At 49.7% G+C, this 14981-nt stretch carries 10 protein-coding genes; 7 read left to right on the forward strand and 3 right to left on the reverse strand.

Annotation, left to right across the window (positions count from 1 at the left end; translation table 11 throughout):
- Positions 1-13 precede the first annotated feature (13 nt).
- Together C0081_RS07875 and C0081_RS07880 are read right to left on the reverse strand one after the other, a co-directional pair.
- Positions 14-1324 carry a TRAP transporter large permease gene (locus C0081_RS07875; RefSeq protein WP_101533269.1) on the reverse strand — a complete coding sequence of 437 codons (1311 nt, stop codon included), beginning with the start codon at positions 1322-1324 and terminating at the stop codon, positions 14-16.
- Positions 1325-1347: 23 nt separating this feature from the next.
- Entirely contained in the window at positions 1348-1899 is a 552-nt protein-coding gene (locus tag C0081_RS07880; RefSeq protein WP_101533270.1) for a TRAP transporter small permease, read from the reverse strand.
- Positions 1900-2411: 512 nt separating this feature from the next.
- On the opposite strand from C0081_RS07880, the gene C0081_RS07885 reads away from it, so the two are divergent.
- The 6 genes from C0081_RS07885 (at position 2412) to galK (ending at position 9994) form a co-directional block, all read left to right on the forward strand.
- Positions 2412-3395 carry a TRAP transporter substrate-binding protein gene (locus C0081_RS07885; protein WP_101533271.1) on the forward strand — a complete coding sequence of 328 codons (984 nt, stop codon included), beginning with the start codon at positions 2412-2414 and terminating at the stop codon, positions 3393-3395.
- 165 nt (positions 3396-3560) lie between these two features.
- Positions 3561-5372, forward strand: coding sequence for a glycoside hydrolase family 2 protein (locus C0081_RS07890; RefSeq protein WP_101533272.1), 1812 nt, complete (start codon positions 3561-3563; stop codon positions 5370-5372).
- 43 nt (positions 5373-5415) lie between these two features.
- Positions 5416-6171, forward strand: coding sequence for an FCD domain-containing protein (locus C0081_RS07895; RefSeq protein ID WP_101533273.1), 756 nt, complete (start codon positions 5416-5418; stop codon positions 6169-6171).
- A gap of 120 nt (positions 6172-6291) precedes the next feature.
- A complete protein-coding gene (uxuA, locus tag C0081_RS07900; RefSeq protein WP_101533289.1) occupies positions 6292-7449 on the forward strand; it encodes a mannonate dehydratase in 1158 nt (385 codons plus the stop codon).
- Between the two features lie 405 nt (positions 7450-7854).
- On the forward strand, positions 7855-8895 hold the full coding sequence (locus C0081_RS07905; RefSeq protein WP_101533274.1) for a UDP-glucose--hexose-1-phosphate uridylyltransferase: 1041 nt from the start codon (positions 7855-7857) through the stop codon (positions 8893-8895).
- 1 nt (position 8896) lies between these two features.
- Complete coding sequence (gene galK, locus C0081_RS07910; protein WP_180966805.1) at positions 8897-9994, forward strand: galactokinase; 1098 nt, start codon at positions 8897-8899, stop codon at positions 9992-9994.
- Between the two features lie 1032 nt (positions 9995-11026).
- Here galK and C0081_RS07920 read toward each other — a convergent pair.
- Positions 11027-12244 carry a porin gene (locus tag C0081_RS07920; protein ID WP_101533277.1) on the reverse strand — a complete coding sequence of 406 codons (1218 nt, stop codon included), beginning with the start codon at positions 12242-12244 and terminating at the stop codon, positions 11027-11029.
- 818 nt (positions 12245-13062) lie between these two features.
- On the opposite strand from C0081_RS07920, the gene C0081_RS07925 reads away from it, so the two are divergent.
- Complete coding sequence (locus C0081_RS07925; RefSeq protein WP_101533278.1) at positions 13063-14907, forward strand: putative bifunctional diguanylate cyclase/phosphodiesterase; 1845 nt, start codon at positions 13063-13065, stop codon at positions 14905-14907.
- Positions 14908-14981: the final 74 nt, after the last annotated feature.

Genomic DNA, 14981 nt, shown 5'->3' on the forward strand with positions numbered 1-14981 from the left:
TTGAATTTTTGGTTCAGCCGCCATATCCAAGGAAGAAGCTTGGCAGGAACAGAGACAGCTGCGGGATATAGGTTACCGCGAGCAATAGCACCACCAGCACGGCATAGAAGGGCAGCAGAGGTTTAAGCACTTTGCTGATTGCCACCTTGCCGACCGAACAACCAACGAACAATGCGGAGCCGACTGGCGGTGTGCAAATGCCGATGCACAGGTTGAAGGTCATCATCACACCAAAATGCACTGGATCCATACCCAAATCCTGAACAACAGGCAGGAAAATCGGAGTGAAGATCAAAAGGGCAGGTGTCATGTCCATGAAGGTTCCTATGACCAGCAATGCCAGATTGATCGCCAAAAGGATGACAAGTGGGTTCTCGGACAAAGACAACAGGGCATCAGAAATGGTGAATGGAATGTCTGAGAAAGCCATTGCCTTGGACATTGCAATGGAGCAACCAATCATCAAAAGCACGATGGATGTAGTGACCGCTGACTCGAGAATGATCTTGGGTAGATCGCGGATGGTGATTTCGCGATACCAGACCAGCGCCAAAAACAACGTGTAAACCACCGCCACGGCCGACGCTTCGGTCGCAGTGAAGATACCGCCGATAATGCCACCCATGATAATGAAAATCAGACCAAGCGGAAGGACGGCATCGCAAGATTTTTGCATCACCTCGTTCCAGGACGGCTTTGGAGCCAGAGGATAACCGCGTTTCTTGGCGATGACCCCAGCCACCGTCATAAGACCCAAACCCATCAGAATGCCAGGGACATAACCGGCCACGAACAAGGCTGCGATCGACGTGCCGTTGGTGATCAGGGAATAGACGATAAAGGTGGTGGAGGGTGGGATCAGCAATCCTGTTGGGCAGGAGGCGATATTAACCGCTGCGGAAAAAGCAGGATCATATCCTTCTTTTTTCTGAATGGGCGCCATAACGCCGCCAACAGCTGCCGCAGATGCGACTGCCGAGCCAGAGATGGCTCCAAACATCATATTGGCCAGAACGTTACAATGGGCCAGTGAGCCGGGTAGACGACCACCGAGGATCTTGGCAAATTCAATAAGCCGCATAGCGATACCGCCGCGGTTCATGATATTGCCAGCCAAAATAAAGAAAGGGATCGCCAACAGCGTGAAGCTGTCGAGACCGGATGCCATTTGCTGTGCGACAATAAATATCGACTGGTCAAATGACATGTTAATGACCATGAAGGTGAACACGGTCGCGATACCGATTGCAAAAGAAATCGGAACACTGAGCGCCATCAAAACGATAAAGATCGAAAATAGCGTGATTGTTGCTTGCCATTCCATAACGTAACTTGCCTCACTTCGATCTATTTATGCTGCCCAGCAGGGGAGGAGGATGAGGGCGACATCGGGGTCGATGTGTCCACAATCTCGTCCTCAAAAGGAGTGTTGGGGTCGAGAAGTTCGATGATCAGAACCACGCAGTAGAACAGCATGGTCAAACCTGAAAAGGGAATTGCGCCATAAACATACCCCATTGGTATGCGGAGCGCGGGGGTCATCTGGCCGGTCTTGAGAGTCTCAGCCATCAATTGCCATCCGCCATACAGCATGACGACAGAGACGAAGGCTCCGATAATGACCAACACAAGAACCCTGATGTTGCGCAGAGAGCGGCCGCCCATCCATAGGCTGATGACATCGATGGCCAAGTGGCGCTTTTGCCCCAAAGTGTAGGCAGCGCCGGTAAAAGCGATCCACATAAAGAGGAATCGGGCGATTTCATCGGTTGTTGTACTGGGCGTACCCAGAACATAGCGCGAAAAAACCTGCCAAACGACGCAGACGACAAGAATTGTAAAAATCAGGACCACCAGACTGCCAAGCAACCCGTTGACCAAGCGCACGGCTTGCTTCATGGTCTCACCCTTCCAATTGAGTATTTAAATCCCGACTTGTGTCGGGCGTGATGTTTTGTCGATCGAAAGAAAGGTAATTGGTTGTCCAATTGTAGTCCTTCCCTTTCCATTCGACAGTAAACCGATTCGACAACCAGTCAGTAACGTCAAATTGGTAGCAGCGCAGACAGAAATTTGTCTTCAAATGCCGACAGATTGCCAATTGGCAGACCATGCCACGTCGGGGCAAATGCTGTCTTTGTTCGGAATCGTCAGACTTTTGCGTTGCTCTGAATGACCGATATCGTTTGGTTGTCCTGTAAAGACACCTTATTTGCCCACAGTCATCGCAAAAAAAACAAAATTGGTCAACCAAAATGAAAAATTATTGACAAAAATCTGAAAATATCCAATTGTCTGGTCGACCAATGATGAAATTGGTCAGATCATGCAAGGGCATGCCGCACTCATGTGAGTGGTTTATGCTCGATACAAACTAACACCGACTGAATTTTTCAATCGGGAGGGAAATGATGAAACGCAATCTTGCTCTTATTGGTGCCGTTGCTGGTGCCGCTTTCGCACTGACCGCTACTGCTGCTAGCGCTGTGACCTTAAAGCTCAACCACAACAACCCAAAAGACCATCAGCTGCACAAATCCATGGAATTCATGGCAGAGCGCGTAAAAGAGCTGACCAACGGCGATGTGAAGATTCGCGTTTATGCCAACGCTCAGCTCGGCACTCAACGCGAGTCATTGGAGCTTGTTCAAAACGGCACCTTGGCAATGGCCAAGTCAAATGCTTCTGAACTGGAAGCTTTTGAAGAATCCTATTCTGCAATGAACCTGCCTTACATTTTCGTTTCCGAAGACCATTATTACAATGTTTTGTCTGGCGAAATTGGCGACGACATTCTGATGGCGTCCAAGGACAAAGGCTTCATCGGCCTGACCTATTATGTTGAAGGCGCTCGTTCCTTCTACGCCAACAAAGAAATTCACACCCCTGCCGATCTGAAAGGCATGAAAATCCGTGTTCAGCCTTCAGAATCAGCCATTCGTATGGTTGAGTTGCTTGGTGGCAACCCAACACCGATTTCTTGGGGTGAGCTTTACAGCGCTTTGAAACAGGGTGTTGTTGATGGTGCTGAAAACAACCCATCTGCTTTGACTTCAGCTCGTCACGGTGAAGTATCCAAATTCTATTCCAACGATGGCCACACCATGATCCCTTCTGTTGTGGTCATGTCTACCAAAGTCTGGGACAGCTTGGATGAAAATCAGCAGAAAGCACTGAAACAGGCTGCTAAAGACTCCATGCTCTTCCATCGCGAAGCTTGGAACGAACAGACACGTAAAGACATTGAACAAGCCAAAAAAGAACTCGATGTGAAATTCATCGAAGTCGAAAAAGGTCCGTTCATTGAAGCTGTTATGCCAATGCATGAAGAAGCTTCCAAAAAATCTGCTCGTATCGCTGATTTGGTTGAACGCATCAAAGCGGCTGCCAAATAAGCTGCTCGATACCAAAGCTCGATTGCTGCCTCGAACAGTCACCGCTTCTGTTCAGGAATAAACAAGTGACAACATGGCGGGCGGGGTGCCCGCCATGTTTATTGACAGATCTCTCGTGGGTCGCATCCAGACGATCCAGCAAGTTTGAAAACAGGATAAAGACCGATGGCACTTGAACGTTCTGAATTGGCTGATAACGCACTTCAGTGCCTACATGATGAGGGCTATGACGCGCCGTATAACACCCAGTCTCTGAACCACCAGACTATGGTGTTTGTGCAAGGACGCGATGCAGAAAGCCTTGACGGGAAATGGAATTTCTGTGTTGATCTGCTCGACACAGGCCTTCGGCAGAAGTGGTTTTCGATGCTGCCACAAGCGGCAGAAGATCGCCTCGAACCCTATGACTACGATCCTTATCTGGGGGAACAAGTAACCATTCCTTCCAATTGGCAGATGCTCAAGGAGAAGTGGTACTTCTTTGAAGGCAGCGCTTGGTATACTCGTCCTTTGGCGGTGGATAAAGTGTCAGCTGACGAGCGCAAGTTTTTGCGTATCGGCGCTGCACAATATGACTGTAAAGTGTTCCTCAATGGCGCGTTTTTGGGTAATCATTATGGTGGTTCAACCCCCTTCTTTGTCGAACTGACAGACAAGCTCCAGGAGGGCGAAAACTGGTTGATGCTGTGTGTCAACAACACACGCACCACAGACCGAGTGCCGATGCGCAACACAGATTGGTTCAACTATGGAGGCGTCTATCGCGAGGTTGCGCTTTATACAACGCCAAAAACCATTCTGCGCGATCTGTTTGTCGCGCTGGTGCCAGATAGTGCCTACAATAAAATTTCAATCGAAGCACAAGTCGATGGTCCGGCTGTTGGTGATGTGTCGATTTCGATCCCTGATCTTGGCATTCAGGCTTCGATCACACCAGATGCAGAGGGTCTGGCCAAGATCATCATCGACGCCAGCCCTGAACTTTGGAGTCCTGAAAACCCTCGTCTTTATGACATCACAGCAACTGTGGGTGATGATCAAGTCACTGACCGTGTTGGCTTCCGTCAGATCGAGCAGACCGGTGCAGACCTTTTCCTCAATGGTAAGCCGCTCTTTTTGCGTGGAATATCTGTACACGAAGATGATGCTGAAACCGGAAAAGTAACCAGTGAGGCAGATATCCGGCGTCGTTTTTCGCATGCTCGCGAACTCAATTGCAATTTCTTGCGACTGGCGCATTATCCGCATCATGAGCTAGCATCGCAAATCGCTGATGAAATGGGCTTCTTGCTTTGGGAAGAAATCCCAGTTTACTGGGCCATTGATTTTGAAAATCCTGCTACATTGCGTGATGCCGAAAACCAATTGATTGAGTTGATCAAGCGCGATCGCAACCGTGCCAGCGTTGTTATCTGGTCAGTGGGCAACGAAAATCCGGATTCCGATCCTCGCTTGAATTTCATGCGATCTTTGGTCGAAACAGCCAAGCAATTCGATCCGACGCGTCTGACTTCGGCAGCCTGTTTGATCAACCACGCCAAAAACAAAATCGAAGATCGGCTATCCGACTATATTGATGTGATCGGGATCAATGAATATTACGGTTGGTATGAAGAAAATTTTGAGGACCTGATCGAGATCGGATTGAATTCTTCACCGGAAAAACCGGTGGTGATTTCTGAAACAGGTGCCGATGCTGACATTAGTGCCACAGGACCAAAGAAGGGTCTGTTCAGCGAGGCCTATCAGACGCATGTTTATGAACGTCAGATTGAGACGCTGCGCACATTGGACTATGTCAAAGGGATTTCTCCTTGGATTCTGTATGATTTCCGCGTCGAAAGACGCCAGAATGTTTTCCAGCAGGGGACCAACAAAAAAGGTTTGATTGCTGGTGACAAACAGACCAAAAAGGAAGCCTTCCACAAATTGGCGGCCTTTTATGCAAGCAAGCGCCACGAAATTGAAGCTGATTGAAAATGCCGTCAGTGCAGAAAAAAATGAAAAGTGAGGGGTTTCGATGATCCCGGACGTAGGCAAAAGACGCTATCAAGAAGTTGCGGAATCGCTGAAAATGGAAATGATCGACCAAGATCTTTCTGTCGGTACGCGTCTACGAACGGAACGTCAAATAGCAGAAGATTTTGATGTCGCGCGCTCGGTCGTGCGCGAGGCGATTATCATGCTCGAGATTGAAGGCCTTGTTTCGGTACGCAAGGGCTCGGGTACCTATATTGCTCGCAAACCCGACCAAGCAGAGAAAAGTGGCGTTGCTCGCACCGATATAGGCCCGTTTGAATTGTTGCAAGCACGCCAACTGCTCGAAAGCAACATCGCCGCATTTGCCGCAACCATGGTGACAAAAGCCGATATCATGCGCATGCAGGAAGCGCTTGATATGGAAATCCAAGCCATCGAGATGGGAAAAAGCGATTATAACGGCGATGAGTTGTTCCACCGCCTTCTCGCAGAAGCAACCCAGAATGGTGTGCTCGTCGATATGGTTTCCGAAATGTGGCGGTTGCGTAAAGGCAACCAGATTTGGGATGGCTTGCATGCTCGCATCTTTGATGAAAGCTATCGTCAAGACTGGTTGGATGACCACCAGAAAATTTTGACCGCGGTGAATCGCAAAGATCCCGGCAAAGCACGCGATGCGATGTGGAACCACTTGGAAAATGTACGCAATACGCTGCTGACCCTTTCCGACGTGGAAGATCCCAAGTTTGATGGCGAACTGTTCAAGGCACCCAAAGTGGTGAAGATCAACAAATAGCGCACTCCGTTTGGTCCAGAATGCTTGGACCCATGAATGCGCGTCCATTTACAAATGAGAGCTCTCGAACAAGGCAATTTTGTTCCCGAGTTCGATAACAGAAACAAAAAGGGCAAAGCGATGAAACAGACCTGGCGCTGGTTCGGGCCGGATGATCCGGTTACTCTCAAAGACATCCGTCAGGCAGGAGCAAGCGGCATTGTATCCGCCCTGCATAGCATCCCCAATGGTGTGGTCTGGAGCCGTGAGGCAATTGCAGAACACAAGAAACTGATTGAGGATGCCGGTCTGGTATGGTCAGTGGTTGAATCCATCCCCATCCATGAAGACATCAAACTGCAACGGGGCGACTGGCAGAGCTATATTGCCAATTGGGGGCAATCCCTTCGCAATCTCGCTGCAGAAGGCGTCAATAATATTTGCTACAATTTCATGCCTGTGCTCGATTGGACCCGCACCGACATGGCTTGGGAATTGCCCAACGGGGCGCGTTGCATGCGCTTTGATGAGGATCGTTTTGCGGCCTTTGATCTGTTCATTCTCAAACGACAGCCTACGAGCGGCGAATATTCCGAACAGGAAATCGCAGCAGCGCAACGTTGTTTTGACGCCATGAGCGACGAAGACAAACGCGCTTTGCAACGCAATATCATTGCTGGTTTGCCGGGCTCGGAAGAAAGCTACACCATTGAGCAATTTGCTGCGCAACTGAGTCTATATAGTGACATCAGTGCCGAGAAACTGCGGCAACATCTGGCTGATTTTCTGAATGTCGTGGTCCCTATCGCCGATGAAGTGGGTGCCACTATGGCCATTCATCCTGATGATCCGCCACGTCCTCTGTTCGGCTTGCCTCGCATTGTTTCAACCATCGAAGACATGCGTGCCCTGCGTGCCATCAATGATAGTCCAGCCAACGGCTTCACCCTCTGCACCGGTTCCTACGGTGTGAGAGCGGACAATGATTTGATTGCGATGATCGAAGAATTCGCAGACGTAATTCACTTCTTTCATTTGCGGTCTACCAAACGCGATGGTCGTAGTTTTTATGAAGCTGATCATTTCGGTGGTGATGTTGATATGGTCGAAGTCATACGCCGCTACAAAGCTGTTGAAGACAAAGTTGGCCGCTCTTTGCCCTTCCGGCCAGACCATGGGCACCAAATCTTGGATGATCTAAATCGACGCTCCAACCCAGGTTATCCCGCCATTGGTCGCCTCAAAGGCTTGGCTGAATTGCGTGGGGCTATGCTGGCTGTGGGTGGTAAGCTAGACTGACAAACTGCGAGCGGTTTGTCTTTTAAAAATACAAGAAAGGGTACGCGAATATTTGCGTACCCTTTTTATTTGCGCTAGCTCATGTGCCGTTTTGCCTGTTTCTAAATCTGGCAGAGCTGCATGTTTAATTCATGGATGAGCCGCCTGTCCATCGCTCAGTATCCCAGATATAGCAGGGCAATAACTCTAACGAATGCTTGGCAATGGCGAGGGCATGTCTCAAGAGGGATGTCCTCTATTGAAGACAGTTGGTGCTTCAGATATGACTGTATAAGACGAAAGATGGCCTCCCCTGTTTGATCAAACCGGCAGCCGTGGCTATCCATTGCAAGTGCTGCATATGGCTGGAATTGTTCGTGACAGGACTTGCCTGTAAAATGAAGCTGTTTGGTTTAAAGGTGCAAGATGCGTGAAATCAATCTCGAAGACGATCCTCATCGCCGCTATAATCCGCTAAAAGACGAGTGGGTCCTTGTTTCTCCCCACCGTAATAAGCGCCCTTGGATGGGAAAACAGGAAAAAGCGCCTGTCACCGACAAGCCGTCACACGATCCAAACTGTTATCTTTGCCCTGGCAATGCCCGCACTTCGGGCGCCGTCAATCCCGATTATCACGGCCCTTTCGTTTTCGACAATGACTTCCCCGCCATGCTGACGGACACCCCGCTTGGGGTACAACAAGATGGCCCGCTGTTCACCGCCAAGACGGTCCGCGGCACGGCGCGTGTGATCTGCTTTTCCGAAAAACACAACCAAACTCTGCCTGAGATGCCGGTTCAAGGCATCCGTAATGTCGTTGATTTATGGGCGGATCAATTGGCAGAATTGGGCCAGACCTACAATTGGGTTGCCTTGTTTGAAAACAAGGGTGAAATGATGGGCTGTTCTCAACCCCATCCCCATGGCCAGATCTGGGCTTCTGATTTTCTGCCCAATGAAATCACCCGCGAGGATGCGTGCCAAAAAGCTTATCATGAGACCAACGGGTCGGTTTTGTTGGTCGATTATGCCACAGCAGAAGCGAACAAAGGTAAGCGCACCGTTGTTGAAAATGAGCATTGGATCGCTGTTGTGCCTTATTGGGCAACATGGCCTTTTGAAACGCTGGTATTACCCAAACGCCATGTTCTGCGTTTGACGGATCTGACCGATGCAGAGCGAAACAGTTGTGCCGATATTCTCAAGCGTTTGACGTGTCGGTATGACAATCTGTTCGAGACAGAATTTCCCTATTCGATGGGCTGGCATGGTGCCCCTACAATGGAAGGCGATATGTCCCATTGGCAGCTGCACGCCCATTTCTATCCGCCATTGCTGCGCTCTGCGACGGTGCGCAAATTCATGGTTGGTTTCGAAATGCTGTCGGAATCCCAGCGTGATATGACTGCCGAGAGCGCTGCCGAAAGACTGCGTGGCTTGTCTGATGTGCATTACAAGGAACAATAAGATGGATAGCGATGCACTGAAAGCAACGGTTGGCGAAGCCTTTGCAAAGCAGTTCGGACGGCAAGCCCAAGCAATTGTAACAGCACCGGGGCGCGTCAATCTTCTGGGCGAGCACACCGATTACAATGGCGGTTTCGTGTTGCCTATGCCGTTGACCCTTGAAATATGTGTTGCCATAGGGTCGGGGCTCAAGCCAGGTTGGGCGAAGCTTTACAGTCAGAATTTTGACACGTCGGCTGAAGTGGATCTGGCGGGTGATAAAGCGGATGAGTGGACCGATTTTATCCTTGGTTGTTTTAAACTGTCAGAGCAAAACCCAGACCTGACCGCAGGCTATTGCATTGCCGTGGGCAGCACTTTGCCGATGGGGGCAGGCATCTCCAGTTCAGCTGCATTGGAGGTGGCGACACTGCGGGCAATTGCTGCATTGGCAGGGGTCGATCCTGATCCTGTTGCCATAGCCAAAACAGCACGCAAGGTCGAAAATGAGTTCATCGGCATGCCATGTGGCATCATGGATCAGTTTGCCTCATCTGTTGGTACCCGCAATATGGCTTTGTTCCTTGATACCCAATCGCTGGATTATGAACTGGCACCATTGATCCCCGACCATAAAATCATCACGTTGCATTCCGGTGTCACCCATAAGTTAACCGACGGCAGCTATGAGCAGCGCGTGAAGGAATGCAACAGTGCCTGTGAAAAATTGGGTATCGGCTTGTTACGTGATGTCGGGGTTGCCGATCTGGATCGCATCAATGCCATCGGCGGAGTTGAGGCCAAACGCGCGCGCCACATCGTGACGGATAACCAGCGTGTATTGGATGGGGTCGCGGCATTGAAGGCCCGTGACGCCCAAGCCTTCGGCCGATTGATGAGCGAAAGCCATGTCTCCCAAAAAGATGATTATGAAATTACTGTCGAGGAAACCGATGAACTGGTCGATGTCGCCGTTCAACTGGGTGCGCTTGGCGCACGCCAGACCGGTGGCGGTTTTGGTGGTTCCATCGTTGCGCTTGTGAAAGACCAAGATGTTGATCGCTGGTGTGACGCCATGACAAGCCGCTATCCACAAACCAAAGTTTTGGCGATCACCTGACCAGATCCAGAGTGTGTCACGCATTATTGGCGTCACTTCTTCATTGGCAAACCTGAAGCCGCGCGTGCGCTGACATAGCGTGTTCGGGCTTGCCAGTGAATTCAAGGACAGGCGTCTTGTTCAAGGGCTAAGCCACCTGAATCCCAAATTAATTTGAAATATTGTATGTTAAGACGCTGCAATATTTATTGTTTTTCAAATTGCATAGATCCGAGTTTGAATCGACCCCGTCGCCGAGCCGCATGATGGGTGGGGCGGTCGTGCTATGCAGTCTGTTTTCCGGATGATCCCGCAAATCGCCTCTGCCGAAGAACTCTCAAAGCCATCCTCCTGTGTCTCCTCGCAGCAATCTTGAGCATGGAACGCTCTGATTGAGCATTAGCCAGCTGCTGCTCGTTGCTGTAGTGACGATGTTGAGAATGGGGAGAGGGCTAGCTCTCATTCGAGGGACCAGCTCGGCCGACCTAAAAGGGAGTTGCGGAGTCCGAAAAATCCGAAGTTGTCGCAAGCAGTGAAGCTTAATCGGAAATTGCGCAGACTCCGCAACTTTAGTGACCATCTCGTGTCGCAAGCAGTGCTGATGGCGCACTAATTACATTAACCAGTCACCGAATAGGGCAACGGACAACTCACTTGTTTCAATCACAGCTAGGTTTCGAGCATCATCCAAACTTAAGATCAATGACATGAACCATGTGAGGTTGTATAAATATATATATACAACCTAAAGATATTGGTCAAGTTTTATGATAGGAAAAAACGCGAAAATTCAAATTTTCGTGAGCCCTGAGCTCAATCAATTAAAAGCAATAGCACTATGCGGCATGGTCGCTTTTCAAACGACCTTATTGCCAATGAAGCACGACGTTGCTTTTTGTTCTTTAAGGCCTCGGGTCAAGACAAAAGCCACCGGCACTCTCCGTGCGGTCCAGTGGTTTATTTCCAAATCGACAACAACCAATAAAAAAGCCCCGGGAGAAACCCCCGAGGCCATTTGATCATCACGTTTCTTTTATCCAAGCAAAGCTTGAATTAGAATGTGCGTTTGATCGTCAACTCTGCTGCAACATCATCCCAATCGCGGATACCAGTGTTCGCGGTATAAGTGTTGCTGAAATCAACTTTCTGATAGCCGACTTTACCTTCGATTTCTAAGTTTTTAATTGGTGTGTATAGTGCACCAACGCTAACACCCCAACGATTGAGATCATTGTTCACTGCGGTGCGGTCATTGAAGCTATAATATCCTGCACCAACTTTGAAATCAAAGTTATCAGCGAAAGCATATACCAGACCACCGGAAACTTCCCAAGATGAGTTAAGTGTGCCTGCCGCTGCAGCAACCGAGCCGACAGGAGCAGGAGCTCCTAGCGAGTAACCAGCACCCATGGTCAGAGTAAGTGCTTCCATGACGTTGAATGAAGCATCACCCCCAATGGTATAGCCGTAATCGGTGGAAATGGTTGGGTCCGCATAGCGCACTTGGAACAGGCTTGCCCCAACGGCAACGGAACCCCAGCCTTGTTCTACTGCAAGGCTGGCTGCAAGTGAAGGAGCAGACCGGCCTACGGTGTAGACTGTGGTAGTTGGGCTCGTAATGCTGACTTCGCCGCCGTTTTGGATGCCGTCACCAGCGGTGCCGCCACCAGCGCCATCATCGATAAATCCAGTGATCGCAGAGCCGGCTACTGTTTGGCTGATGCCTATTGCATATTCTTCCAGTGCGATTGCTGCTGTTACACCGTTACCAAGGTCCATTTTGTAACCGATGGCATTCAGGTCACCATGGCTGGTATCGAAGTCGTCATATGCCTGACCGCCATTGAATTCAATCAAAGAGTCAGTAAGACCGGCATAGAAACCGCCAAGCTGCAAATATGCCTTGTCAATGGCAGTTCCGGAGCCACCGGTTGTTTCTCCAATGTCATCAAGCTCGATCACAGCGGAAAGCGTACCCATCTCGGTTTCTTCACGTGCTGTGAAGGTGAGGTTCGTTTCGGTGTCGAAGTCGTACAAGTGTTGTGAACGTGCGAGGTTTTGGTGGAAACCGTTGGTATGCACCTTCAACAGGACTTCACCAGAGATTTTCAGGCAGGTGTCTGTGCCTGGAATGAAGAAGTACCCTGCGCCGTATGCGTCACAGACACGTACATAGTCTACAGGTTCGGCAACTGGCAAATCGGCTGCTTGAGCGGAGCCAACTGCGACGATAGCAGCTGCGGAACCGAGGATGAGGCTTTTGATGTTCATAATTTCTGACCCATGAATATGTGGATGCTTGCGACGGGCAGACACTAACTCAAGGGTTGTATAGTTAAAATATAAAATCAGAGATCGCAGGTTCGATTGGGTTGGTGTGTTGCAGAAAAAACACAATCATTGCGTAATTATTGAAAATAAAACACTCTAGGTTGTGGTGAGCGAGGCTGTAGGTTGTAAAATTTTGGGAGAACTTGCCTCTATTGGCACAAGCTATATGGGGGATCAGTCTGTTTGGTGCGGTTAGATCACAAAAATGCCCCACACCATCACGCGCGGAGCGCTCTTTGTTGGGCAGTCTTTGCCGCTAGTATCAGGTTATTGGCTCGAATTGATATTGTATTGCGCAAAGTTGCTCTCTGCGTCATCCATATAATCAAATCCCATTTGCGCTTTAAAGGCGGATGCGATGAGCGAAGAGGTGATGACTAAGGATGAGTTGGATGCCTTGAGGCTGGTTTGGAAGACGATGTCACAGGACCCTGAAACACAGGGTGCCTAAAGCTACCCATCGCCACAAAGCCGCCAAATATTTCGGCGATCGTATAACGGCCATGTGATAGTGCAGTAACGATTTTACGATAGTTGAGATGCCGCCCGCGATACTCAATCCTACTGAATAGGCATGTCACTCCAAACAGAAGCACGGGGTCTAAGTTCAAGTATCTTCTGGATACTTTACATAAATTTTACTTCAACGCGCCAGACTGTGCTTTGGGGGAATTGATCGCTGTGGAACTTTTTCTGCTCTTTACGGCCAGGAATTATTCCTAAGCACAGGCAAGTGAGCAAAACAGAAAGCCTTGTGAATGCTGATATCTGAGTCTGAGGATGCCCAAAGGTCGCAGATCAAGAGCCTTATGCGTGAGTTGGAGCTGGCGAAAGAAGAGAACGCGTTGATGGAAATGATCGCGCGCCATGCCAATGATGGGCTTCTCATTCAGGATATTTACGCCACCATAGAATGGTCAAACCCGTCCTACGCGCGCATCACCGGATATAGTACCGAGGAGCTGAGGGGCCACAAGCCTCAAGAGTTTCTGTTGCCACCCGAGAACCAAATGTCCAAACAGGACATCGAAGCGTTCAAATATGATATTGCCTCCGACATTCTTGATTCATTCGAGGTCGTCCGCAACGTCCGCAAAAATGGCGAGTTTTTCTGGAACCAGCTCAGCTTTGCTGTGGTGGAATATGAGGACGGCAGAGATCCAAAGGTCATTGTCATTTCGCGCGATGTCACTGAACAAATTGAACGTGAAGAGAAACTGAAACTTGCCAAGCAAGAAACCCAGTTCAGAGCTGAACATGACATGCTGACGGGGCTTCCCAACAGAATGAAACTCAACGGCTTTCTCTCCGAGGCTTTGCAAAATGCAAACACCACGGATGGCGAGGTGGGCATTTTGCATGTGGATCTCGATCGTTTCAAAGCCGTGAATGACATGCTGGGCCACGCCGCCGGAGACGCCGTTCTTGTGCACGCTGCCGATGTCATGAAGGCCATCATGCGCCCAGATGACATGGTTTGTCGATTTGGTGGTGATGAGTTCATCATTGTTTGTCTTGGTGTGTCTGGCTTTTCATACCTCGAAAATGTAGCCAAACAGATCATTTCTGACCTAAAGAAACCCTTCGTATGGGGAGATCAGAAAATTCTCTTCGGTTCGAGCATCGGCATCGCCTTGTCTAGCGAAGTCCATCGTGACCAGGAAAAGTTGATCAGGCATGCCGATGTTGCGCTCTATGAGGTGAAAAACAACGGACGAGATGGATTGCTCTCCTACACCCGCCAGGTTGGAGACATGGTATCGCGCCGAACCGAGCTTTCAACGTCACTATCTCGTGCCATTTCAGATGACCAGCTTGGTGTCGTATTGCAGCCTCAATTTGATCTTTCCACCAGAAAAGTTGTTGGCTTTGAATCCCTCATTCGTTGGCATCATCCGCAAAAAGGCTTACTTGCGCCAGCCGATTTTTTTGAAGTTGCCGAGAGAAATGGCCGGATGGAAGACATCGATGCCATCGCCATCAAGAGTGCTCTTGATGCGTTAAGCCACTTTCATGATGTCGGTTTCCCTTCCATGCGCGTGTCGATCAATGTCTCTGCACAAATGCTAAACTCGCCAGCATATGTGGACCGCCTGAAATGGGAGGCAGACAAACGCAACCTCAACCCGGAAAACATCGTCATTGAAGTGCTCGAAACCATTCTGATTCAGAGTAGCGATGACACGGCCTCCCGTGCAATCCGCGCATTATCTGCTGCAGGGTTTGGGGTGGAACTCGACGATTTTGGCACCGGTTATTCGGGACTCGCCAATCTTGCTCGCCTTGATATTCAGGGCGTGAAGATCGACCGCTCTCTGGTTCAAGACGCGCACGAGAATCACACGTCACAAGTTATTCTGGAGGCCGTCATCACCTTATGCAGGGATCTGTCGTTGAATGTTATTGCCGAAGGTGTTGAATGCCGGGAGCAGGCCGAATTTCTGCAGGGGATCGGCGGCTCAGTAATCCAAGGCTACGGGGTTGCGCGCCCGATGTCGCTGAACAACGCGGTCCGATGGCTGAGGAATACTGACATGAATGCGATTTTGACTACATCAGAAGAGAGTGAGAAGCCAGAACTGGCAATGACCGCTTACGTTTAAATCGGCACGATTGGTAAGCTGCTATTGGCACTTACCCCGATGGCTGCTGTGCGGACATAGTTGACCTCCACCTC

Source organism: Cohaesibacter celericrescens (genome assembly GCF_002866925.1).
GTDB classification, from domain to species: Bacteria; Pseudomonadota; Alphaproteobacteria; order Rhizobiales; family Cohaesibacteraceae; genus Cohaesibacter; species Cohaesibacter celericrescens.